The 23,852-nt window shown below is 47.0% G+C and carries 16 protein-coding genes; 11 read left to right on the top strand and 5 right to left on the bottom strand.

What is annotated here, in order from left to right:
* Positions 1-167: 167 nt before the first annotated feature.
* The 10 genes from EGM68_RS05540 (at position 168) to EGM68_RS05585 (ending at position 15,501) form a co-directional block, all read left to right on the top strand.
* Positions 168-1,130, top strand: coding sequence for an ABC transporter permease (locus EGM68_RS05540; protein ID WP_013369665.1), 963 nt, complete (start codon positions 168-170; stop codon positions 1,128-1,130).
* A 15-nt stretch (positions 1,131-1,145) separates the two neighbouring features.
* On the top strand, positions 1,146-2,027 hold the full coding sequence (locus EGM68_RS05545) for a carbohydrate ABC transporter permease (protein ID WP_013369666.1): 882 nt from the start codon (positions 1,146-1,148) through the stop codon (positions 2,025-2,027).
* 63 nt (positions 2,028-2,090) lie between these two features.
* Positions 2,091-3,680 carry an ABC transporter substrate-binding protein gene (locus EGM68_RS05550; protein ID WP_129548798.1) on the top strand — a complete coding sequence of 530 codons (1,590 nt, stop codon included), beginning with the start codon at positions 2,091-2,093 and terminating at the stop codon, positions 3,678-3,680.
* Positions 3,681-3,706: 26 nt separating this feature from the next.
* Complete coding sequence (locus EGM68_RS05555) at positions 3,707-5,164, top strand: glycoside hydrolase family 32 protein (RefSeq protein ID WP_058829038.1); 1,458 nt, start codon at positions 3,707-3,709, stop codon at positions 5,162-5,164.
* Positions 5,165-5,205: 41 nt separating this feature from the next.
* Positions 5,206-8,463 carry a glycoside hydrolase family 32 protein gene (locus tag EGM68_RS05560; RefSeq protein ID WP_129548799.1) on the top strand — a complete coding sequence of 1,086 codons (3,258 nt, stop codon included), beginning with the start codon at positions 5,206-5,208 and terminating at the stop codon, positions 8,461-8,463.
* A gap of 232 nt (positions 8,464-8,695) precedes the next feature.
* Entirely contained in the window at positions 8,696-10,432 is a 1,737-nt protein-coding gene (locus tag EGM68_RS05565) for an ABC transporter ATP-binding protein (protein WP_129550297.1), read from the top strand.
* Positions 10,413-12,251, top strand: a complete 1,839-nt coding sequence (locus EGM68_RS05570; RefSeq protein WP_129548800.1) for an ABC transporter ATP-binding protein — start codon at positions 10,413-10,415, stop codon at positions 12,249-12,251. Before EGM68_RS05565 ends, EGM68_RS05570 begins: the two co-directional genes overlap by 20 nt.
* Before the next feature lie 355 nt (positions 12,252-12,606).
* On the top strand, positions 12,607-13,806 hold the full coding sequence (locus tag EGM68_RS05575; RefSeq protein WP_129548801.1) for an MFS transporter: 1,200 nt from the start codon (positions 12,607-12,609) through the stop codon (positions 13,804-13,806).
* Complete coding sequence (locus EGM68_RS05580; RefSeq protein WP_058711148.1) at positions 13,799-14,443, top strand: TetR/AcrR family transcriptional regulator; 645 nt, start codon at positions 13,799-13,801, stop codon at positions 14,441-14,443. The genes EGM68_RS05575 and EGM68_RS05580 overlap by 8 nt, the downstream gene beginning before the upstream one ends.
* 146 nt (positions 14,444-14,589) lie before the next feature.
* Complete coding sequence (locus EGM68_RS05585) at positions 14,590-15,501, top strand: helix-turn-helix domain-containing protein (protein WP_129548802.1); 912 nt, start codon at positions 14,590-14,592, stop codon at positions 15,499-15,501.
* A gap of 108 nt (positions 15,502-15,609) precedes the next feature.
* Here the strand turns inward: EGM68_RS05585 and EGM68_RS05590 are convergent, their stop codons facing one another.
* The 5 genes from EGM68_RS05590 to EGM68_RS05610 form a co-directional block, all read right to left on the bottom strand.
* Complete coding sequence (locus tag EGM68_RS05590; RefSeq protein ID WP_025675784.1) at positions 15,610-17,010, bottom strand: sugar porter family MFS transporter; 1,401 nt, start codon at positions 17,008-17,010, stop codon at positions 15,610-15,612.
* Between the two features lie 227 nt (positions 17,011-17,237).
* Positions 17,238-18,575 carry a response regulator gene (locus tag EGM68_RS05595; protein WP_129548803.1) on the bottom strand — a complete coding sequence of 446 codons (1,338 nt, stop codon included), beginning with the start codon at positions 18,573-18,575 and terminating at the stop codon, positions 17,238-17,240.
* Entirely contained in the window at positions 18,550-20,001 is a 1,452-nt protein-coding gene (locus EGM68_RS05600; protein WP_129548804.1) for a sensor histidine kinase, read from the bottom strand. The genes EGM68_RS05595 and EGM68_RS05600 overlap by 26 nt, the downstream gene beginning before the upstream one ends.
* The gene (locus EGM68_RS05605; protein ID WP_129548805.1) at positions 19,998-20,996 is read right to left on the bottom strand and encodes a substrate-binding domain-containing protein; all 999 of its coding nucleotides are present in this window, start codon (positions 20,994-20,996) and stop codon (positions 19,998-20,000) included. Before EGM68_RS05605 ends, EGM68_RS05600 begins: the two co-directional genes overlap by 4 nt.
* 53 nt (positions 20,997-21,049) lie before the next feature.
* Positions 21,050-21,895: a Cof-type HAD-IIB family hydrolase gene (locus EGM68_RS05610; protein WP_129548806.1), complete on the bottom strand. Its 846-nt coding sequence runs from the start codon at positions 21,893-21,895 to the stop codon at positions 21,050-21,052.
* Positions 21,896-22,160: 265 nt separating this feature from the next.
* Between EGM68_RS05610 and melA the strand changes: the two genes are divergently transcribed.
* Positions 22,161-23,675, top strand: a complete 1,515-nt coding sequence (melA, locus tag EGM68_RS05615; protein ID WP_013369680.1) for an alpha-glucosidase/alpha-galactosidase — start codon at positions 22,161-22,163, stop codon at positions 23,673-23,675.
* Positions 23,676-23,852: the final 177 nt, after the last annotated feature.

The following is a 23,852-nucleotide window of genomic DNA, read 5'->3' on the forward strand; positions in this document are numbered from 1 at the left end:
TTTGTTACAAAGGTTCAAATTGACAATATTATTTTGGTCAAATGTAAATAAATTATTTTACAAAAGTTGTTGACGAATGATAATTCGATTTGGTAAATTGAAGATGAAAATTGTAAGCCTTTTCAAATGTGTTATACAGACGGCTATTACAGATGGGGGGAAGGCAAATGGCCAACTTGGCTAAGGCAGCTCAGAGAAATGTCGCACTGGGGGAGCAAAGGACCATTCGCAGTAAATTAGACTATATTCGCAAGAACTATTTTCTTTACGTACTGCTGGCGCCTGCGCTGATTCTTACGATTCTTTTCAAGTATGTTCCGATGTACGGGGCGATTATTGCTTTCAAGGATTTTAGCCCGCTCAAGGGGATTTGGGGAAGTGACTGGGTTGGACTGAAATACTTCACTAAATTTTTAGACTCGCCTAATTTTACAGATATTTTCTTTAATACGCTGAAACTGAGCTTCTATGGACTTGTACTCGGATTTCCTGTACCGATCCTGTTGGCGGTCATGCTGAATCAAATCCGCAAGGCGGGATTGAAAAAGAATATCCAGCTTGTTTTGTACGCTCCTAATTTTATTTCGGTCGTTGTCATTGTGGGTATGCTGTTTATTTTCTTGTCTCCGACAGGGCCCCTGAATCAAATCATTGCGTCGGTGACCGGCAATCCTGTGATCTTTATGACAGAGCCTGAATATTTTCGCTGGATTTATATCCTGTCTGGAATTTGGCAGGGGGCGGGGTGGTCTTCAATCATTTATGTAGCTGCGCTAGCTAATGTTGATCCCGAGCTACATAATGCAGCAAGTCTGGACGGAGCCAACCTGCTTCAGCGCATATGGCATATTGATTTGCCGACGATTAAACCCATTATGGCGATTGTTTTTATCTTGGCAGCAGGAGGAATCATGTCGATCGGGTTTGAGAAGGCGTATCTCATGCAGACATCCATGAACTTGCCTACTTCTGAAATCATTCCTACCTATGTGTATAAAGTCGGCTTGCAATCCGGCAATTACGCCTATTCTGCAGCGGTCGGGCTGTTCAATTCGGTGATTAATGTGGTTTTGCTGCTGACTGTTAACTTTATCGTCAAGAAGCTCAATGAGGGAGAAGGGCTTTATTAGGAAAGGAGCCTCTTTATGCATGTCAAACATTCTAATCTGGACCGCTTCATCCTAGGTGTGAATTATATTGTGCTCACTCTAGCTGTATTGATTATCGTAGTTCCCTTAGGTTATATCGTCATAGCATCGTTTATGGACCCGACCGTTTTGTTAAGCAAAGGGCTATCCTTCCGTATTTCGGATTGGAGTGTGGAGGGTTATCGGAAAATTTTGTCCAACCCGGCGATGCTCCGTGGATTTGCCAATTCGGTGTTCTATTCTTCATGCTTCGCCTTGATCTCTGTGACGGTTTCGATTTGTGCTGGCTATGCCTTATCGGTGAACAGCTTGGTAGGGCGGAATTTCTTTATGACATTGTTTATCATCACCATGTTTTTCAGTGGAGGGCTGATTCCAACTTACCTGCTGGTCAAAAATTTAGGGATGCTGGATACCGTATGGGCCATTCTTCTTCCCGGTGCAATCAATGTGTGGGATCTGATTTTGGCCCGAACGTTCTTTAAAGGTGTACCCAATGAATTAAAAGAAGCTGCCAACGTGGACGGAGCCTCGGACTGGACCATATTTTTCAGAATCGTGCTCCCGCTGTCCAAACCCATTATTTTTGTCATTGCGCTATATGCCTTTGTCGGTCAGTGGAATTCTTATTTTGATGCCATGATTTATCTGGATAATGCACAGCTGCATCCACTTCAATTGGTGCTGAGATCGATCCTGATCCAAAATCAGACGATGCCTGGCATGATTAGTGATCAATTGGCAATGGCAGAACTGAAACGTCTTTCGGAAATGATCAAATATTCATCAATTGTCATCTCCAGTCTTCCGCTACTTGTGATGTATCCCTTTTTCCAAAAGTATTTTGAAAAGGGCGTTATGGTCGGCTCCTTAAAATAAAAGATGCCGGGAACTTCATTTGCTACACGTGCATTTTACCTTTATCCGATGGAGGTCATCCAGATGAAAATAGTCAAAACTGCCTCATTTGCCGCACTGGCGGCGATCTTAGTTCTTTCCGGCTGCGGTAGCAGCAATTCCTCTAATGAAAGCGATGCAACAGATGTGAATGGAAAAGTGACACTCAACTTTATAACTCAAAGCTCACCACTTGCTCCGGCAGATCCGAACGACAAGCTGATTAACAAACGGCTGGAAGAAAAAACGGGCATTCATATTCGTTGGAAGAACTTTACCAGTGACCAGTTTGTAGAAAAAAGGAATCTGGCCATTGCCAGCGGCGATTTGCCGGATGCAGTGTTCGACGCGGGCTACTCGGATTATGACTTGCTCAAGCTAGCCAAAGACGGTGTCATTATTCCGGTGGAGGATTTGATTGAACAGCATATGCCGAATTTTAAAAAGGTATTGGAGCAATCCCCAGAATATAAAGCGATGTTGACTGCGCCGGATGGACATATTTATTCCTTTCCGTGGATTGAAGAATTGGGGACAGGAAAAGAAGCGATCCAGTCCGTGGATGATTTGCCGTGGATTAATGTGGAGTGGCTGAACAAGCTGGGCTTGTCCATGCCAACAACGACCGAAGAGCTGAAGCAGGTCCTAATTGCCTTTAAAACAAAGGACCCCAACGGCAACGGGCAGGCGGATGAGATTCCATTATCGTTTATAGATAAGCCTGGCGGCGAGGATTTGGCCTTTTTATACGGGGCGTTTGGGCTTGGAGAGAACTGGGATCATACAGTAGTGACGAACGATGGGAAAGTCGTTTTTACGGCAGCGGATGACGGATATAAGGAAGCCATCAAATATATTCATGATTTATACAAGGAAGGGCTGGTGGACATAGAGTCTTCCCAGCAGGATTGGAACACTTATCTCGCCAAAGGGAAGGATCACCGCTATGGTCTGTACTTTACATGGGATAAGGCTAATATTACAGGCCCGAATAAAAAATACGATCTCATGCCGCCGCTGGCTGGACCGGATGGACATGTGAATGTTACACGGACGAATGGCATCGGCTTCGATCGCGGGCGCATGGTGATCACCAGTGCCAATAAGAAGCTGGAAGCGACCGCCAAGTGGATTGACCAGCTGTATGATCCGATCCAGTCCATACAGAACAACTGGGGAACTTATGGGGATACGAAGCAGAAAAATATCTTTGAGTATGATGAGGCAAAGGGAATGTTGAAGCATCTGCCGCTGGAAGGCTCGGCTCCGGTGGAAATCAGACAAAAGACGAACATTGGCGGACCGTTAGCTGTATTGGATGAATACTACGGAAAATACACAACCCAGCCAGAAGATGCGACATGGCGATTGGGTTTGCTCAAAAAGGTGATGGTTCCCCATATGCAAGCAGATCATAATTACCCTAAGGTGTTTTTCTCTATAGATGAGCTGGACCGCTTATCGACCATTGAAACCGATCTATTCGCCTACGTTCTCCGCAAACGTACGGAATGGTACCAGAATGGCAAGGTCGAAGAGGAGTGGCCGGAATATTTGCAGGAACTGAACAGTCTGGGATTACAGGAATGGTTGCAAATCAAACAGGCGGGCTATGACAGAAACGCAAGTAAATAATTCTTTTTTCGAGGGAGATGGAATATATGAACGTTGTTAGGCAAGAGAAATACCGCCCATCCTATCACTTTTCACCGAAAAACGGATGGATGAATGATCCGAACGGAATGGTTTATTTTGAAGGACGTTATCATTTGTTTTATCAGCATCATCCATTCGGCACAACGTGGGGTCCTATGCATTGGGGGCATGCGGTCAGTACTGATTTGGTGAACTGGGAGGAGCGGCCGATTGCTTTGGAGCCGGATGGGCTAGGAACGATTTTTTCCGGGAGCGCCGTGGTGGATGAGCGGGATACGTCCGGTTTTTTTGAAGGCAAGCCGGGTTTGGTAGCTATTTTCACTCATCATTATTCGCTTCCAAACACGGATCAGATACGCCAATACCAGAGCCTCGCCTATAGTACAGATTCAGGTGAAAGCTGGATTAAATATGCGGGCAACCCGGTACTGGAGGATGAGCATTGCATTGATTTTCGTGACCCCAAAGTGTTCTGGCATGAGCCTACAGAGCAGTGGGTGATGGTGCTGGCCTGCGGTCAGACGGTTCGAATCTATCATTCTCCGAATCTGAAGGAATGGGTGTTTGCCAGTGAATTTGGACACGGCATCGGTAGCCATGACGGGGTGTGGGAATGTCCGGATTTATTTCCGTTATGGGTTGATGGGGAGAGGTCACAGGTAAAGTGGGTTATGCTCGTAAGTATCGGTGATCATCCGGAGATTCGGGAAGGGTCGAGAACACAGTATTTTACGGGTGAATTTGATGGGACGACATTTGTGGCAGATGTGGAAAGTGAAAAAGTCCGCTGGCTCGATTATGGCAGAGATAACTACGCAGGTGTGTGCTGGTCGGATATCCCGGCAGAGGACGGACGACGCCTGTTTATGGGCTGGATGAGCAACTGGAGATATGCCAATCAGACCCCGACGGAACGCTGGAGAGGTGCCATGTCCATTCCGCGTGAACTCGCACTGGAAACGAGAAAGGGCACAGTGGCACTTATTCAGCGCCCTGTTCGGGAACTGGAGGGATTAAGAACTCCTGTCCTGTCACTCACAGAGCCATCTTGGGAGGAAGTGCGGAACGCATTGTCTGCCCTGCAACTGGATTGCTACGAACTTGTGGCTGAATTTGCAACTACCGGAGACTTTGGCTTTAAGGTGCGGGTATCGGATGAACAAGAGACACTCGTCGGTTATACTTCCGCCACGCAGGAAGTATACGTCGACCGGACACGGTCAGGCTGTTCGGATTTTCATGAAGACTTTGCAGTCAGACATGGGACCTCACTAGGAATCTTACCAGATCGAATGGACATCCGCCTCTATGTGGATCGCTCGTCTATTGAAGTGTTTTTCGATCGCGGACAGGTAGCCATTACCGATTTAATATTTCCTGACGCAGAAGCTAAGGGGCTTGAAATATTCCCATCGGAAGAGCAGGTAACTTTATTTTCGCTGGAGCTTTATGCGCTGAAATGAGATTTTCTTCATAATCCATACTGGAAGGTAGGAAATTGGCGATGAGGATAAAGCTCACAAACACGCGAACGAACCTGACGGACTGGCAGATTAAAGGACAGGGACATATTGAAGATAACGTTCAGGGACTTTTACTAAGATCGGAGCCACAGGAAAATGTGATGGCTATGTCTGCAACCATGTCTGAGGATTTTACTTTTGAAGCAGATGTAATGGTCACAGACCTACAGGCGGATGCTGCCCTAGTATTTCGTTCCAGTAGGGATGGATGGTTTTCCTATATGCTTCAAATTGTGCCGTCCGCCGGGTTGGTGCGGCTACGGGATGCTGCTGGAGATATCGAAAGGCTCAAAGAGGAACGGCCAATAGAATTACAAAAAGGAGATATTTATCATCTCAAGGTGAAGGTGGAAGGTCCTCATCTTAAAGTGTACTGGGATGAAGGATATCACCCGATTATAGATGTGGTCGATACGACGTATACATCAGGATATTTGGGACTGAATGTCTGGAATGGGGCGGCATTATTTCAGAACATTCAAGTCAGTGATATGGATACGAATGTAGGTGAACTGCTTTTAATCCGTGGGAAATGGCAACCGGACCTAAAAGGGCAGAGAGCCGAGGAAACAAGTATGGAAGGTGCGCTCAAAATATACGGTACCGCAACTGCCGACCTGGTCATGGAAGGCAGTGTGACGCTGAATCCTTCTCAACCAGGAATGGAAGCGGGACTATTTTTCAGAGGGAATCAGAAGGGAACAAAGGGTTATGTTGTTTCTGTGCAAGGTGAGGATCATCAGGTTCGGGTACATCTGAAAAAGGCGAACGGAACGTTGGTTGCAAGCTCGGCGATGACGTATCTGGATACATCGGGCAGTAAACACAGTTTGGAAATCATCGCACATGGAGAGCGGATTCGCGTGTTTGTAGATGGCTACACGCCTGCGGCGATTGACATCGTGGATAACAGTTATTCCAGTGGTTTTATAGGTATAAAGGCAACTGGGGGAACGGCTTGTTTTCAGGATCTCTACCTTACCCCTGTCTCGAATTACTATACAGAAAAATATCGTCCGCAGTATCATTATTCTCCTGCCAGAGGTTCAGCCAGTGATCCGAACGGATTGGTTTATTTTGAGGGGGAATATCACCTGTTCCATCAGGATGGTGGACAGTGGGCACATGCGGTCAGTCTGGATTTGCTGGATTGGAAAAGGCTTCCCTTGGCATTAAAGTGGAATGATTTGGGCCATATCTGGTCCGGCTCGGCTGTAGCTGATCTCACCAATACTTCCGGCTTGTTCAGCGACTATGGCGGGAAAGGGCTGGTTGCTTATTACACCTCCTATAATCCCGATCAGCCCAGGGGAAACCAGAGAATTGGCCTTGCTTACAGCACAGACCGGGGACGGACATGGCAATACTCAGAAGACCGTTCGATTGTAATAGAGAATCCGGGCCAAAGTGAAAACGATCCTGGCAACTGGGATTTTCGTGATCCGAAAGTAGTATGGGATGAAGCGCATCAGCGCTGGATCATGGTGGTGTCCGGAGGAGATCATATTCGTTTTTTTACTTCCACGAACCTGATAGATTGGAATTGGACGGATAACTTTGGCTACGGTGATTATATACGGGGTGGGGTATGGGAGTGCCCTGATTTATTCCCGCTTCCGGTAGACAAAGGCAACACCTCTAAATGGGTGCTGATGATTAGCACTGGAGCCAGCACGAACACTCAAGGCTCGGATGCGGAATATTTTATCGGTGAACTGACGTCTGATGGAAAATTTCAAAATGATCTTCCGCCGGGGAAGGTGCTGAAAACCGATTGGGGCAAGGAATTCTATGCCTCGATGTCCTTCACCAATGTACCTGGCGGGCGGCGTATCATGCTGGCATGGATGACGAATTGGGACTACCCGTTCAGCTTTCCGACTTCGCCCTGGAAGGGGCAGTTCAGCATCGCGAGAGAGTTATCGCTAAAAACGACCCGTGAAGGTATCCGCTTGATACAGCATCCGATATCCGAACTGACTTCGCTGCGTTCCCATTTATTTTCACTAGACCATGAGAGTATCACGGAATCTTCTCCGAATATACTGGAAGGCTTGAATGCGGGGGCCTATGAGATTGAAGCAGAGTTCGAATTCCCTTCCGTTGGGATGGCATCGACTTTTGGATTTTACGTACGGGAAGGCGGTGAGCAAAGAACGGCAGTCGGCTATAAAACAGATGTACAACACATGTTTGTAAACCGTGCTGATTCAGGGCTTGCCGATTTCTCTCCCCTGTTTTCAACGTTTCATGAAGCATCGCTGGCACCCGTCGGGAATCGGATTCAAATGCGTATATTTGTGGACGAATCCTCAGTTGAGGTGTTTGGTAATCATGGGGAAGTCGTATTTTCTGATCTCATTTTTCCAGATTCGGCGCGTAGAGGGATGAGCTTCTATACCCAAGGTGGTGAAGTAAAAGTTGTTTCTCTTCGAGTGTATGCGCTACGCAATAGCTGGAGGGTTACAGAGGCTTCACCCATCAGACTGATGATGGATTACACTCAGCTGGAGCTTGCGGAAGGACAGTCCAAACGTCTGTATGCGAGTGTGGAGGACCATTCCGGGAGAAAAGGACATTTGCTGAATTGGGAATCCAGCAATCCCGCAGTCGTCAAGGTGATCGTGTCAAATGAGGGCTTTGCGACCGTGGAGGCACTTTTCCCTGGAGAAGCTGTTGTTACAGCCTCCATCCCGGGAGATACGGTAAGAGCAAGTACCTCTGTTACCGTACACGGCGGGATATTTTATACCAACCTTTCAGGTTGGAAGCCGGATGTCTCTGCATCCCGCTGGATGGTGACGGCAGATGGTATGCGCGGAAGCTATATCAGCGATGCGAATTATATGGCTTCTGAACAGGCGAAAGATTTTACGTATGAGGCTGATATGAAGCTGGATGGGAATGGGAGTGCTGGTTCCATGATTTTCCGTGCCAACGCGGACGGGTCGAGTGGCTATTATTTGAATTTGGATCCGAACATGAAATCCATTCGCCTTTTTTATAAAAAAGAAGGGCGATTCGAGGAACAACAGGTGCTGACCAAGGTTCCAAGATTTGTACTTCCGGGAGTAACCTATCATATCAAAATCCAAGCAAAAGGATTACGCCTTCGTATAGAGATAGACGATGAACAGGTAATTGACTTGGAAGATGGTACGTTTGCCGCAGGGCATTTTGGCATTAATGTATTTGGAGGGCAAGCTTTTTACCAAAATGTAAGGGTCGAAAAAGTCTGATTTGAATTTCGTATTTTTGAAAGAGAGCTGTATTTTACGAGCTCTCTTTTTTGCGTCTTTTTTAGCCGGAGCCTGCAAATTGCTGGTTAAACGAAGACCTGCAGGAGGGTATAATAAAATATAGTGCTATATAAAGTGCGTATATATGGTGTTACAGCAGGTTTTGATTGATATAACCATTAGACGCTGATCTGGAAGGACGGCTAAGGCAATTGGAGGAATGCTTGTGGGGATGATGTTCTCTTTTCTAAAAAAATATCGGGTTCCAGCCATCGCGGCGCTCGTGATGATGTTGCTGGAATTGACGGTAGAGTTATCGCAGCCGTATTTGATCTCCAAAATCATAGATGAGGGCATTCGGCAGCAGAATTTGCCTGTCGTCTGGTTATGGGGCGGTGTACTGGTGGGCAGTGCCATTATCGCTTTTATGGCAGGGATATCGAGCTCCTTTTTTGCTTCGCATGCAAGTCAGGGTTTTGGCTATGATGTGCGGGAAAAGCTGTATCAAAAGGTGCAGTCCTTTTCTTATCCGGTATTCAAACGGTTTGCTACTTCGTCGCTGATTACGCGCCTGACGGGAGATGTCACGCAAGTACAAGATACGGTGTTTATGAGCTTGCGATTTATGACACGGGTTCCGCTGGTGGTCATCGGCAGTATTGTGATGGCCTTGGTTGTACATTTTAGGCTTGGGCTGCTACTGGCGGTTATGGCCCCGGTGCTGTTCGTATTTGTGCTGGTGACGATGCGGAGGACTGTCACTTTGTTTAAGGGTGTCCAGCGGCGCTTGGATGATGTTAATGGAGTAATTCAGGAGAATCTGACAGGCATTCGGCTTATCCGGGTTTTTGTACGGATGCGGCATGAAATTGAACGCTTTGCCCATTATGGAAGCGAATTGATGAAAGGGACGGTGTCCGCTTTACGGTGGACAGAAACGACGATGCCGTTCATTTTGTTTACGATGAATGCAGGGATCATTGCAGTACTTTGGTTTGGGCGCGGTCAAATTTCCACTGGAGATGCCAGTGTTGGACAGGTGGTGGCAGTCGTCAATTATTCCCTGCGGACGATTGGAGCTTTGTCTGCCTTGTCCGGTATCGTTGTGGTATTTTCCCGGGCTACTGCATCCACAGGACGGATTCGAGAGGTTCTGGAAACACCTAATGTAGAGGGGCGAGGGCTGGAGGCTGTTCCAACACAGAACACACGAATGGAGGGACAGGTGGAAATGGATCGGGTGAGCTTTCATTATCCGGGCAGTGATTTGGCTGTATTAAAGGATATATCCTTTAAGGCACGACCGGGTGAGCGAATCGCTATTATGGGAGCTACTGGTTCGGGCAAATCCTCACTTGTACAGTTGATTACACGTCTGTATGAAGAAGATGAAGGTCATGTCCGCTTTGACGGAAAGGACGCTCGTGAACTGGATGGAGCCATACTACGTGAGGCGATTGGCTATGTCCCTCAAGAGGTACTGCTATTCACCGGCTCGATTCGGGATAATATTGCCTGGGGGCTGGAGCATGCGAGTCTGGAGCAGATTCAGGAAGCCGCACGCATGGCGCAAATCCATCATATGATTGAACGCTTGCCACAAGGCTATGACACCATGCTCGGACAGCGTGGCGTTAATCTGTCTGGCGGACAGAAGCAGCGGCTTTCGATTGCCCGCGCACTGGTGCGCCAGCCGGCAGTGCTGATTCTGGACGATAGCACAAGTGCGCTGGATGTGGGGACGGAAACAGCATTGCTGAATGCACTTGATGGCCTGTCCTGCACGACATTTCTCATTACGCAAAAGATCAGCTCAACTGCATCCGCAGATCAGATTTTACTGCTGGATGAGGGGCGTCTGATCGCAAGTGGAAGTCATAAGCATCTCATGGATAGCTCGGATCTGTACCGGCGTATCTATGAATCACAATACGGAAAGGAGGAGTCGCATGTTCAAGGAACTCATTGAACCGTTCCGTCAGTCTACGCCAGAATCCGGTGTGCTGCGAAACCCGGCAGGTGCTGAGGGACGAAGCAAGGCCAAAGCGAAGAACTGGTCTGGCACGTTAGGGCGAATATGGGCTTATCTGGCCCGTCGCAAGGCCAAGCTAATGCTGGTACTGTTCATGGTGTTGCTCAGCTCCGGGCTGTCGCTGCTGGGACCATATTTGGTTGGCGTAGCGGTGGATGATTTTCTCGAAGGTCCGGGTGGACGCACATGGATTTATTTTCTCATAGGTTTAGGGGCTGTATATTTACTGAACTCGCTGACCTCCTGGCTGCAAAATATCTGGATGATTGAGATTGCCCAAGAGACGGTATACCGCATGCGTTTCGATCTGTTTTCACATTTGCATCGACTCCCCATTCCTTTCTACGGCAAACGTCAGCAGGGAGAAATTATGAGTCGTCTGACCAATGATATCGAAAATGTCAGTTCTACGCTGAACAGCTCGGCCATTCAGATTTTCTCAAGCATATTGACGCTCATCGGTACACTCACAGTGATGCTGTGGTTAAGCCCGCTAATGACTCTGCTAACCTTTATCGTGGTGCCGTTAATGGCAGCCGGGATGCGCTGGATTACACGCCGCACCGGGCCTTTATATAAGGAACGACAGAAGAACTTGGGCGAACTGAACGGATACATCGAAGAAACGCTGTCCGGTCAGCAGATTATTAAGGCATTTTCACAGGAGAAGAGGGTTATTCGTGATTTTCGTGAGCGTAATGACCGTATTCGGCTGTCAGGTTTCTGGGCACAAACGATTTCAGGCTTTATCCCCAAGTTGATGAACGGACTGAATAATCTCAGCTTTGCTATTGTAGCAGGGATCGGTGGTATTTTGGCCATTCGCGGCTCGATTACGATAGGGACGATTATCGTCTTTGTAGAATATGCTCGCCAGTTCACTAGACCGCTGAACGATTTGGCTAACCAGTGGAATACACTGTTGTCCGCCATTGCCGGAGCTGAGCGCGTATTTGAAATATTGGACGAAGATGAAGAGTCCAAGGATGAACGTGGCGCAGTAAAGCTGAAGCATGTAGAGGGAGCTGTGCGGTTTACGGATGTTTCCTTTGGTTATGATGAGGGAAGCGCTACGCTAGAAGCGATCTCTTTTGAAGCTAAACCTGGTGAGATGATCGCGCTGGTCGGTCCGACCGGGGCTGGAAAAACGACACTGATCCAGCTCCTTTCCAGGTTCTATAGCCCAGACAAGGGAACGATTACACTGGACGGGCGTGACATTACGACCATAGAGCGTGAAAGCTTGCGCTCCCGTATGGCGTTTGTGCTACAGGACACCTTCCTGTTTCAGGGAACCATTCGTGAAAATATCCGCTTCGGCAGGCTGGATGCCACCGATGAGGAGGTTGAACAAGCATCGAAGCTGGCCAACGCCCACTCTTTTATCATGCGGATGAAGGACGGGTACGACAAGGTGCTGGAAGCAAACGGCAGCGGCATCAGTCAAGGTCAAAAGCAGCTGCTGGCAATTGCCCGTGCGATTTTGGCCAACCCTTCCATCCTGGTACTCGACGAGGCGACCAGCAGTATCGACACCATTACCGAGATGAAAATCCAGGAAGGACTGGAACGGCTCATGCAGGGCCGAACAAGTTTCGTTATTGCGCATCGGTTGAATACCACTCGTCAGGCTGACCGGATTTTGGTCTTAAAGGACGGCCGTCTGGACGAGCAAGGCTCCCATGAGGAGTTGCTGGCTCACAAAGGCTTTTATAGTGATTTATATTATGGTCAGTTGAGAAAACAAAGCTCATAAGCTGGCTTGATCAACAGATTTACAGGCATATTTAGAAAGGACTACGCTGGAACTCCTTTTCTAAGTATGCCTTTTTTAAAGCTACGTAACGTTAAATATACCCATACCCTGTAGATGTATGACGGGTTCACCCAAGAAAAGCATCTGCTATATTAGTAGAACAAATAAGAGGTATATTACAAGAGTTCGCAAAAAGGGAGCCTCATGTGTAAGTCCTGCATAAAAAGGTCTCTTTCCGTATTAGCTTGGCTCAATTAGGTTTGTATTTTTATTTACAATGGCTCCTATTTCAACTAAGATGATTTACACATAGTAAAGGGTTACATAGTGTAAATAGTTGAAGGGGGTTACAAATATGAGCAGCTTACCTAAGTCTGCTAAATTTCCACTTTTCATTTTGATGCTGAATCTGTTTATTGCTTTATTGGGTCAAGGCATGGTAATTCCCATTTTGCCTGAATATCTGAAACAATTTAATGCGGCAGGAGCTGCTGCGGGGTATCTTATTGCCGCTTTTGGAGCAGCACAGTTTATTTTTTCACCTCTAGGTGGTCAGCTTTCGGATAGATACGGGCGAAAATTGATGATTATTATTGGTCTGTTTTTAACCGTCATTTCGGATTTGATGTTTGCGGTATCTACGACATTGCCCCTTCTATATATTGCCAGGTTTATTGGGGGGATAGGTATTGGATTAATGGTACCTTCCAATATGGCCTATGTCGCTGATATTACCACTCCTGAAACCCGCGCTAAAGGAATGGGGTACTTGGGTGCTTCCATGAATTTGGGGATGGTGCTTGGTCCGGGGTTAGGCGGTATGATCGCTGAGTTTGGTATAAGGGTGCCCTATTTTTTTGCTGGTGGACTTGGACTTGTAGCAACGCTGCTTAGCTTATATATGCCAGAGACACTGCCTAAGGAACAACGAAAATCCGTTGACCAATGGGTCCGACGGGAGCCCATTCGAAAGCAAATTCTAAATTCATTTCGGACGTCCTATTTTCGTTATCTTCTCCTCATATTGATCATGACATTAGGTTTGATGAATTACGAAACGGTGTATGCTCTTTTTGTGGAACGAAAATACGGTTTTGATGCCACTAAAATCTCAATGATCATTACGGTTGGTGCCATAATAGGCATCGTGGTGCAAGTATGGCTACTTGATTATCTCATCAAGAGACTTGGCGAGATGAAGCTCATACGCCTCTCTTTGATTATGACAGCCATTGCTTTACTGTTCATGCTCATTAAGATCAATTTAGGTTATCTGCTGGTGGTATCGGCTCTGTTTTTTGCCTTTAATGCTTTCTTAAGGCCAACAGTAAGTACAATGATCGCTAACTCGGCTGGAGATCGTCAAGGATATGCCGCCGGACTGAATACGACGTATACCAGCCTAGGCAATATATTGGGACCCATTTTAGCAGGTTTATTGTTTGACAAACACATTCAAATTCCTTATATTTTTGGTGCACTAATCCTTGCATCTGCCCTTTTCTTAACCTTTCAAAAATCAAAAAATGAGAAACGGATGGTTGCTAATGACTGAGAACTGGCACCAGAATTTGAAAAACAAAAATCGGGAAGAACTCATTGCGGCTGCGAAGGAACTTTTTATGAAGCAGAGCTTTCTCAAAGTTAATATTAAGGATGTATGCCATGTGGCCGGTGTAAGTCGGGTTACATTTTATAAGCACTTTCAGTCCATGAACGAACTGATTTTTGAGGTCCAAATGGAAATCCTTGAGAGTATGACCGAATTTGTTAGAAGAGCACCTTCAGCCGAAATGAATGGTAAGCAGATGCTTACTTCGATGCTTGATGCATGGATTGATTATGCTTGGCAACATCCAGATTACATCAAGTTTATTCTATTATTCGATCTACATTACGAAGCTTATGATTCAAATCAAGAACTCAAAGAACAGTACAAAAATTTTGTTAGCCGTGAAAAGGAACAACATTTCCTGATAGATGCTCTGGAAGCTGGAATCCAGGATGGATCATTAAAGTCGGATGCTGAACCCTTAAAGACTGCGCATTTTATCTTCACGTCTATGATGGGTTTACTCCAGAAAATGAGCCTAGCTTCCAAGGAAGATTGGAATAGTGAATTTCAGGATGTACAAATTGCAAACCGATTTGTAGGGATGCTGATTCAGTATTTAAGTCCAGAAAGTGATTAGGTAGGAGTCGCTCACCGTATTCCAAGGGATTTCAGTGTCCGATAAAGCGAAATAGAATAACACGGTTCAGTCTGTTAAACTGTGAAAATAGAACGGGTACATGTACGTTGCCATATTAGCTTGATCTATTTCGCGGAGGTGCGGGGATGAACGGAAGTCTGTTTGAGCCAAGACTGCGGGACGGGGATTATATTCCCCGTTTTTTTGCTTACTATTACAAGCAATGGCGTGACTATACGATGTCTTACCACGATCATTATTCCACTGAAATTATGTATATGATTTCTGGTTTGTGCAGGGTAGATGTACAAACTGGAGAAGATACGGAAGAAAGCATTACGCTGCGCAAAGGCGAGTTTATTATGCTGGATGCAGGCATCCCACATCGATTGGTGGTGGAAGGTGAACAACCGTGCCGGATGCTGAATGTAGAGTTTGGATTTAAGGAAGGGGTGAGGGTAGGACCGTCTATCCAACAAATAGCAGCGGAGGAACAGGAGGTCACGGCCTTTATGTCGCGTCCATTCCCTTATCTGGTGCTATCGGACCCGGAAGAGGTATATTATGCGCTGAAAAGTCTCGTGCTGGAGCTGGATCAAAGAAAAGAACAGCCGGGTGCCATGGCAGAAATGCTTTTTATGCAATTGCTAGTACGAATTGCACGTCTGCGGGAAGAGGCAGAGCGCAGCAATACGCAGCAAACAGATGTGTACATCAAGCGATGCATTGAATTTCTCCATCTGAACTATGACCGGGATATTGCAGTCAAGGACATGGCCGCAGCCGTCAATCTGCATCCGGGGTATTTGCATCGAATTTTCAAAAAACATACGGGGCTAACGCTTACCGCGTATTTAACGATGTTGCGAATGGACAAGGCCCGTATGCTGCTTCAGCAAACGGACATTCCCATTCAAGAAATTGCCGATTATGTTGGCGTGGCCAGCAGACAGTATTTTCATATGTTGTTCAAAAAGCACACTGGTCAAACCCCTGTTGAATACCGCTCTGCTGTGGAGCACGATGTGAGGAATTACGCGGAGGAGGGCGGGAGCTGAACATAAAAAACCTCTGAACCATTGCCGATTTAGGTCGCTATGGCTTCAGAGGTCGTATATTTTGAAGCATTATAACAGGTGCTGGGCTTCTTGAGAGCTAAAGTTGGATTATTTTCCGAGCCACATATTTTCCATCTGTTCAAGTGATCTCCCCTTGGTTTCGGGAACCTTGCGCCATATAAAGACTACGACGAACAACGAGATGGCTCCGAATATCCAGAAGGTATTGGACGGACCAGCTGAACTCAGCAGAGGAGGGAATGCTTGGGAGACCAGATAATCGCCGGCCCATAATGCCATCGAAGCAATGGCGACAGCTTTACCGCGAATGCGGTTCGGAAAGATCTCAGAGATCATGACCCATACGATTGGCCCAAGCGATATAGCGTAGGAGGCCACGTAGATCAATATCATGATCAGCACGAGCGGTCCGGTAGTTAAACCCATTTTGAATGCGGCTCCAATAATGACCAAGCAGAGGGTCATCAACGAGGTACCGATCATCAGCAGAACTTTTCGTCCCGCTTTGTCGATCAGCCATACGGATACGATGGTAAACAACACATTGATCAACCCGATCCAGATGGTCTGGGTCAAAGAAGCGTCCGTACCGAGCCCCATTCCTTTAAAGATAACCGGCGCATAATACAAAATGGCATTGATGCCGGTAATATGCTGCATAATGGCGAGCATAATACCGATAAAGAGAGCGACCCGAATACCGGGAGCGAACAATTGTTTTAATGAGTCGTTCTCATTTTTGAACGATTCCTTGATATCAAGTACTTCCTGTTTAGCGGCTTCTTCACCGTGAATTTTCAGCAGAATTGGCAGCGCTTCATAAGGCCGATTCTTTTTGATAAGCCATCTCGGGCTTTCGGGTATGAAGAGCATCAGGAGCATAAAGATCAGTCCCGGAACAGCTCCCACACCGAACATCCAGCGCCAGGCTGTTGAGACACCCCAAGCTTCATCTCCCAGGCTGACGATCCACGAATTTTGAAAATAAACCAGGAAAATACCTGTTACGATCGCCAGCTGATTTAAAGCAACCAAACGGCCTCGGTATTTGGCAGGAGCGATCTCCGCGTTATATACCGGACAAATGGTGGAAGTGATTCCTATGCCGACGCCGCCGATCATGCGAAAGATAACATACCCGGTGAACGTATCTTGAATTGCAGAGCAGATCGAGCCGACGACGAATAAAAATCCGGCAGCCAGCAATACCTTTTTTCTGCCGATCCTTTCACTCATGTAGCCGGAGAGAGCTGCTCCCGTGATACTCCCTACAATCAGACTCGACACCGCCCAACCAACCTGAAATTCGCTCAGCGAAAAACGCTGCTGTAGGAATTCAACTGCTCCCGAAACTACCGCGATATCAAAACCGAACAGTATGCCTCCAAGCGCGGCTACGATGGATACCAGCGTCACAAACAGCATACTGGGTTTTTCTGATTGAAGCGCTTTCTGTTGAGCGCTTTCATTATGGATGATTACTCCCATATGATCATCTCCCCTCCAGATTCCTAGAACCTCATTCCGTTCTTCGAGGAGAAGTATAACACGCGCTTATAAAAGAAAGGCCGGTGATCGTCTTCAATAAACGGACCTTTTCATGCACGATTTTGACTTCGATTCCCGAATTGAAGATGAAGGGGCTAAACCTAGCATTACCTTGTCATTCGAGCTTAAAAAAATCCATGTCGATGGTCGACATGGATGAATCTCTGCTATTTTTGGCCTTTGAACTCTGTGGGAGGAACGCCCGTGATCTTCTTAAAGACGCGGCTAAAATAGTTCGGGTCCTTATAACCCACTTCAAAGCTGATTTCCTTCAGAGCAAGGTTGCCCTCCTTAATCAGAGAAATAGCTTTATTAATCCTTAGCCGGGTTACGAAGTCGATGAACGTTTCTCCGTATTCCTGTTTGAAGATTTTGCTGAAGTAGTGGGGATTCAAATGGACGAAATCAGCCACCTCTTCCAACGAAAGTTCATCGTTGAAGCGTTCCTCGATATACATTTTTGCTCTGCCTAGCATAGTCAGTGTTTGAACCTCCCGCTGTTCGCGTATCCGTTGCAGTGCTGACATGACGTACGTCTGCTGAAGCATTCCATTCTCCGCTTTGACGGCAAGCTCAGAGGCGTTTCCAGCCTCTGACGACTTCAGTTCGTCAAAGTGGCAGTAACCTCCATCACGCTTGCGTAGGGTGGAGGCAAAAACGGCTTCAAAATAGGACTTGCGAAGTCCTTCCTCGCCGCTATGCAGTGAGCCGATTCCAATAGCCGTCTTCATGCCAAATTGCTGCTGGGACAGCTCGGAGAGCTGCTGAACAAGGTGTTTAATCAGTTGGCGCCAGTCGTTTTCGCTGGTGGCAGCTGGCTTTTGTAAAAAAGTAGCCATGTGATGGTCGATCAGGGAGCTCACAATGGAATTGGGACCATGTGTTTTTACATAGCTTCGGAAATGATCGTAAATTTTCTTTTTGTCCTGCTCGTCTGCATATCCTTCAAAGGCAGCAATGATGGCGCTTCCCTGATCAAGAGGAAAGTCCAGCCATTCCGACAGTTGGGAAGCGCTCGAATCCACCGTCTGGTCGACCATAAGCATTAAAGCCAGCTCATTTTCTGCGAGCGGCATCAGCTGTGAGATTTTGTGCCTAAGCTCCAATTCTTCCGTGCGTGCCCGCTTCTCGCATTCAATTTCTTCAATCAGTCGTTTCAGTGTACCGATGATGAGTTCCCGCTTCGCCGGCTTCAGAATATATTCTTTTACACCCAAAGAGAGCGCCTCACGTGCATAAGCAAAATAATCATATGCGGTGACAAGCACAAAGCGGGTATCGGGAAGACGCTCCTTTAATTCACGAAGCGCTTCAAGTCCATCGATTCCGGGCATATTGATATCCAGAATGGCAATATGGGGACGGTGCTCTTCTGCGCATTCGATCGCCATGCGGCCGTTGTCAGCATGAATAAACCGAAATACCCCCGGCATCGCCCGTTCCACTATCAATTCCAGTCCTTCCCTCTCCAAAGCTTCGTCATCCGCGATCAACAACCGATACATTCGTCTGCTCACTCTCCTTCTTGACTGGGATTCGTATTGTTATGGTAGTACCTAGTCCGGTATGGCTACGGATTTCAACCATTCCTTCCTTTTCGTAGAACAACTGCAGCCGCCTAAACACGTTTTGCATTCCAAGTCCCGTTGAACTGCTGCTTTCAGCTCCGCCTTCAAGACGGAGCACGGACAGTCGGGTTTCTTCTGTCATGCCCTTTCCGTTGTCCGAAATTTCAATTTGCACATCCTCGCCCGCTCTCGACAGCGTCAATGTGATAATGGCCCCGTTTTCCATATCTGCTACACCATGAAGAAAGGCGTTTTCAATAAACGGCTGGATCGTCAAGGCCGGAATTTGCTGCTGAAGTACGGAAGCGTCAAAGTGAAGATCAAAGCGAATTCTGTCCCGAAAGCGCGCCTGCTGGATGGTCACGTATTCGTTTATATGATCCAGTTCCTCCTGGAGAGTTACGGGTTTGTCCAGCTTTTGCAGACTGTACCGTAGTAGATTGGACAGCGAAACGATCAGGTCGCTGGTCTTCTCCGCTCCTTCCAAGATCGCCAGTTTGGAGAGCACATTTAAGGTATTGAATAAAAAGTGCGGGTTAATTTGATTTTGCAGAGCCAAAAGCTCTAGCTCCTTCACAAGCCGCTGCATTTCCAGACTCTGTTTATCTTTTTCGATAAGGATGCTCAAATCAGCAGACATTTGCGAAATGGCGTCCGCCAATACGCCTAGCTCGTCATCCCGTCGCGGTTGGGGTTGGGGCTCGATATTCAGATCACCTGTGGCGATTCGCTTCGCCAGTCTGACAAGTCTGCCGACAGGGCCAGTAATGCTGCGCGAGATCCAGATGGCGAGCAAAACACCCATCAGCGCGTTCATGCCGAACAACGCCACTCCCAATCCGTTCATTTGCTCATTTTTGTTCCGGATGTTCTCGATGATCGGTCGGTAATAAGCCAGTTCAGCATCGATCAGTCGCTGGCCCTCCTCATGAATATAGCTGACGGTTTTCTCCGCTTCAATATAATGTTCAAAAGCCGATTGAGGATCTTGTGCCTTTGCATCCAGAACTGCGGCTTGTTTCTGTTCAAGAAAAGTGGCCAACAGATTCATGTAGTCCTCCTCGGCAAAAGAAGGATCGGTTGAGTCGGAGACTTCCTGAATCCTGTCTTTTAGCTGTTTCAATTGGTATTCTGTCAGGCCCTGCACATCCTTATCGGCTCTTGGATTGAGCAGATAGGCATATAGGAGATTTAAGTTGCCCTCCGCCGATTCGGAGGTTTGCTCGATGAGAAGAATGCGGCCAAGCATTTCATCGTAGCTCTGTTGTACAACCTTTCCACTTTGGAATACGAAATAAGCGATGATATTGGCAAACACAACTAGAAGAGGGATGAACAGAAGCAGCTTCTTTCTGATCGTCATCGCCTGTCATCTCCAGACATGTCATCGGGAGTGTCTGCATGCACTTCATAAACTCTGGTATATGTTAATTCCTGAGGATGACTCCCCTTGTGATAATCATTCAGCAATTTTATGGCCTTGGCCCCCATTTCCTCTGGCTGTTGCACAATGGTCAGTTCGATTTTGCGATCTTTAATAGCTCTCAACGTCTCGGCCATATCGTCAAAAGCGAAAATTTGCAAGTTTTGCGCTCCACGCCGTTCTGAAGCCTCCAGAATTCCAAGGCCGTCCAGCGCACTGAATCCGACCATGTAGCGAATCTGCGGATAATGGGTGAGCATGTTCTGAGCTTGCTGGGCTGCCTGAAGCCGTGAAATATTTGAGGAGCGAATCTCCACAATGCGGAGCTTGGGATAGCGGCTGATCACGGAACGAAATCCGGCAAGCCTGAGCCGCTGATTCTCGACGCGCTCGCTGCTGATCATCACTCCAATATCGCCACGCTCCCCAGAGGCCTTCGCCAACAGCATGCCCATCTGTTTTCCTGCTCCTTCGTTATCTGTTCCAACGTAAGCCAGTCTTCGGGAGTCCGGCTCATCCGTATCGATCGTGATGACAGGTATGCCAAGGCCGGCCGCTTTGTCGATTAATCGGCGATACTCCGGATCATTTATCCCTTGAACCAGAATCGCATCCGCCTTGGCGGCGATCGCTTTATCCAGCAGTTTGATCTGCTCGGACGGATTAATGCGGTCCGGTCCGATATAATCGAGCCGTATACCGTACTGCTCCGCTTCCTTTCGAGCTCCTTGTTCGATTGACCGCCAGTAATAATTGTCCAGCTCTTGCGATATCAATACCACTTTTGTATCGGAACCCCTGTCGTTTGGTGAAACCGTCTTCAATTGTTCTGTAAATTGGTGAATTTGAAGAGAAGACAGAGTGAATTGAAAGAGCAGCCAGGCAAATAGCAGGAAGACAGGAATAAGGATAAATGTCCATTTACGGTTTGACATGTCTTGCTCCTTTGGGAATATTTAGAGACACAACTCATTAAAAAATAACATCGCTAAATCAGACTATGCTTTTTAAAGCTGTGAAACAGTCCATCTTCATCCACAGCATCCGTAATGTCATCTGCAATGGCTTTGAGGCCCGGTTTGGCATTTCCCATGGCAATTCCTAGCGCACAATATTCAATCATTTCAGCATCGTTCATTCCATCTCCGATAGCAATGGTGTCTTCTTGGGATCTTCCCAAATGTTCAATAAGCTTTTCAATAGCTACGGCTTTATGAATACCGGGAACCATTAGCTCACCACTGTCTTGCCCGAAGGCAGATACAGTACATTGAATAACCTCAAATTTCCCTGCGAATTCCTTTTTGATTTGTTCAAAAGGAACATTTTTGTTTTCCAAAAAACATGCTTTGTTCACGTCACTACGGTATAGGTTGGCCTCGCCTATAGTTAGGCCGGTGATAAAAGGATGCGGGCGTTGTTCTTTTTTTTCTCTGGCTACGGGATCATTGTCCACATCTCCATAGATAAGCCGTTCTACATGGGGCAAAAAGTTTTTACTCGCAAACAACCCCCCGTTCGATTCCAAATAAAAGTCCAAATCATGCTCATCAAAGTAATCGACCATATGTCTAACATCTTCATCCGATACTTTGTGGTGATATAACATCTCACCTTCAATTTCTACAAAGCCACCGCCAGCTCCGATGATCCCGTCAAAACCGATCTCCATGATAAAATCATAAATCTCCGCTTTGGATCGGCCAGTGCATAAATAAATCAGATGTCCGTTTTTTCTCGCTTCGATACATGCTGTTTTTGCAGATTCGGGAATCATACCGTCATCATCCACTAGCGTTCCATCTATATCTAAAAAGATAATCTTTTTGTTCATCTTAGGGCTACTCCTTGCTCTCCAATATTTTCTTTTATGTTACTACATTTATCGCACTTAAAGTACATATTGAACTGAAGAAACATTACACAGAAAGAGAGAGACGGGATGGAACGAAGTGGAAAAGGGCAACCCTCTGCTAACGCGAAAGTTAGGATTTTAGACACTTAAGTGCGAAACTGGTCATGATTTTGATAACGCTTTCCGCAGGCATATTGCTACAATGGCGGTATATTACAATTCTAATTACCGGAGGTTGAATGCCGTGTCATTTAAAGTAGCTTTTATTGGAGCAGGAAGCATCGGTTTTACCCGTGGAATTTTGCGGGATCTGTTATCGGTACCGGAGTTTAACAATATTGAAGTGGCTTTTACGGACATCAGTCAGCACAATCTGGATATGGTTACTGAACTGTGTCAACGGGATATTCGTGAGAATGGTTTGTCCATACAAATACAGTCCTCTACGGATCGAAAGGTAGCTCTAAAGGATGCCAAATACGTCATTTGTACAATCCGTGTCGGCGGTCTGGAAGCTTTTGCGACCGATGTGGATATTCCGCTAAAATACGGTGTGGATCAATGCGTGGGCGATACATTATGTGCAGGAGGCATCATGTATGGTCAGCGTGGTATCGCTGAAATGCTGGAGATTTGCAAAGATATCCGCGAGTTAAGTGCACCGGATGTACTGCTGTTGAACTACTCGAACCCCATGGCAATGATGACCTGGGCGTGCAACAAGTACGGCGGCGTGCGTACGGTTGGTCTATGTCATGGCGTTCAGAATGGGCATCACCAAATTGCCGAGGCGTACGGTCTGGAGAAGCAGGATGTGGACATTGTATGCGCCGGAATCAATCACCAAACATGGTATATTCAGGCCTCACATAAGGGCAAGGATCTGACAGCCGGACTGCTGGAGGCATTTGAACAACATCCTGAATTTAGCCGCACCGAAAAGGTACGCATCGATATGCTTCGTCGTTTTGGCTATTACAGCACAGAGTCGAATGGTCATCTCAGTGAATATGTGCCTTGGTATCGGAAGCGTCCGAATGAAATTCTGGACTGGATTGACCTGGGCAACTGGATCAACGGAGAAACAGGCGGCTATCTGCGTGTATGTACGGAAGGACGCAACTGGTTTGAAACAGATTTCCCCAACTGGATGAAGGAAGAGCCACTGGAGTACAAGGCAGAGAGTCGCGGTGAAGAGCACGGCTCATACATTATCGAAGGTCTGGAAACAGGACGTGTATACCGGGGACATTTTAATGTTATTAATCATGGGGTAATTTCCAACCTGCCGGACGATGCGATTATTGAAGCCCCTGGATATGTGGATCGGAATGGCATTTCCATGCCGCATGTTGGAGAACTGCCGCTCGGTCCTGCTGCCGTGTGCAATGTTAGTATTTCCGTTCAGCGTTTGGCTGTCGAAGCGGCTGTACATGGAGACGATAAGCTGCTGCGCCAAGCGTTTATGATGGACCCGTTAGTGGGCGCGGTGTGTAATCCAAAAGAAATTTGGCAGATGGTCGATGAGATGCTGGTGGCACAGGAGGCATGGTTGCCGCAATATGGAGCAGCGATTGCCGAGGCGCGCCAACGTTTGGCTGCAGGCGATCTGATTCCGACCCGACCTTATGAGGGAGCAGCGCGGCTTAAGGTGAAGACGGTTGAAGAAATGCAGCTGGACCGGGATGCTGCCAATAAAAATGCAGGACAATCCGACAAAGGCAAGGATCGCGAAAAAGTGCAGAACAGCAAGGCGTAACAGCTACTTGGTACAATTGAAGTAACGCTCATTCTATGGCCTGTTAATAAACAGAGACGGATGGAACAGCAATAAAAGGGTGTTTTCATGACCATAGGTCTGGAACACCCTTTTTGCTGTCGATAGATTTAACGATTTGGCGTAGCTGGTAACCTGAGGTTTATCATTGTCGATTTG

Origin of the sequence: Paenibacillus sp. M-152, from assembly GCF_003856555.1 — a bacterium.
Taxonomy (GTDB): Bacteria; Bacillota; Bacilli; order Paenibacillales; family Paenibacillaceae; genus Paenibacillus; species Paenibacillus polymyxa_C.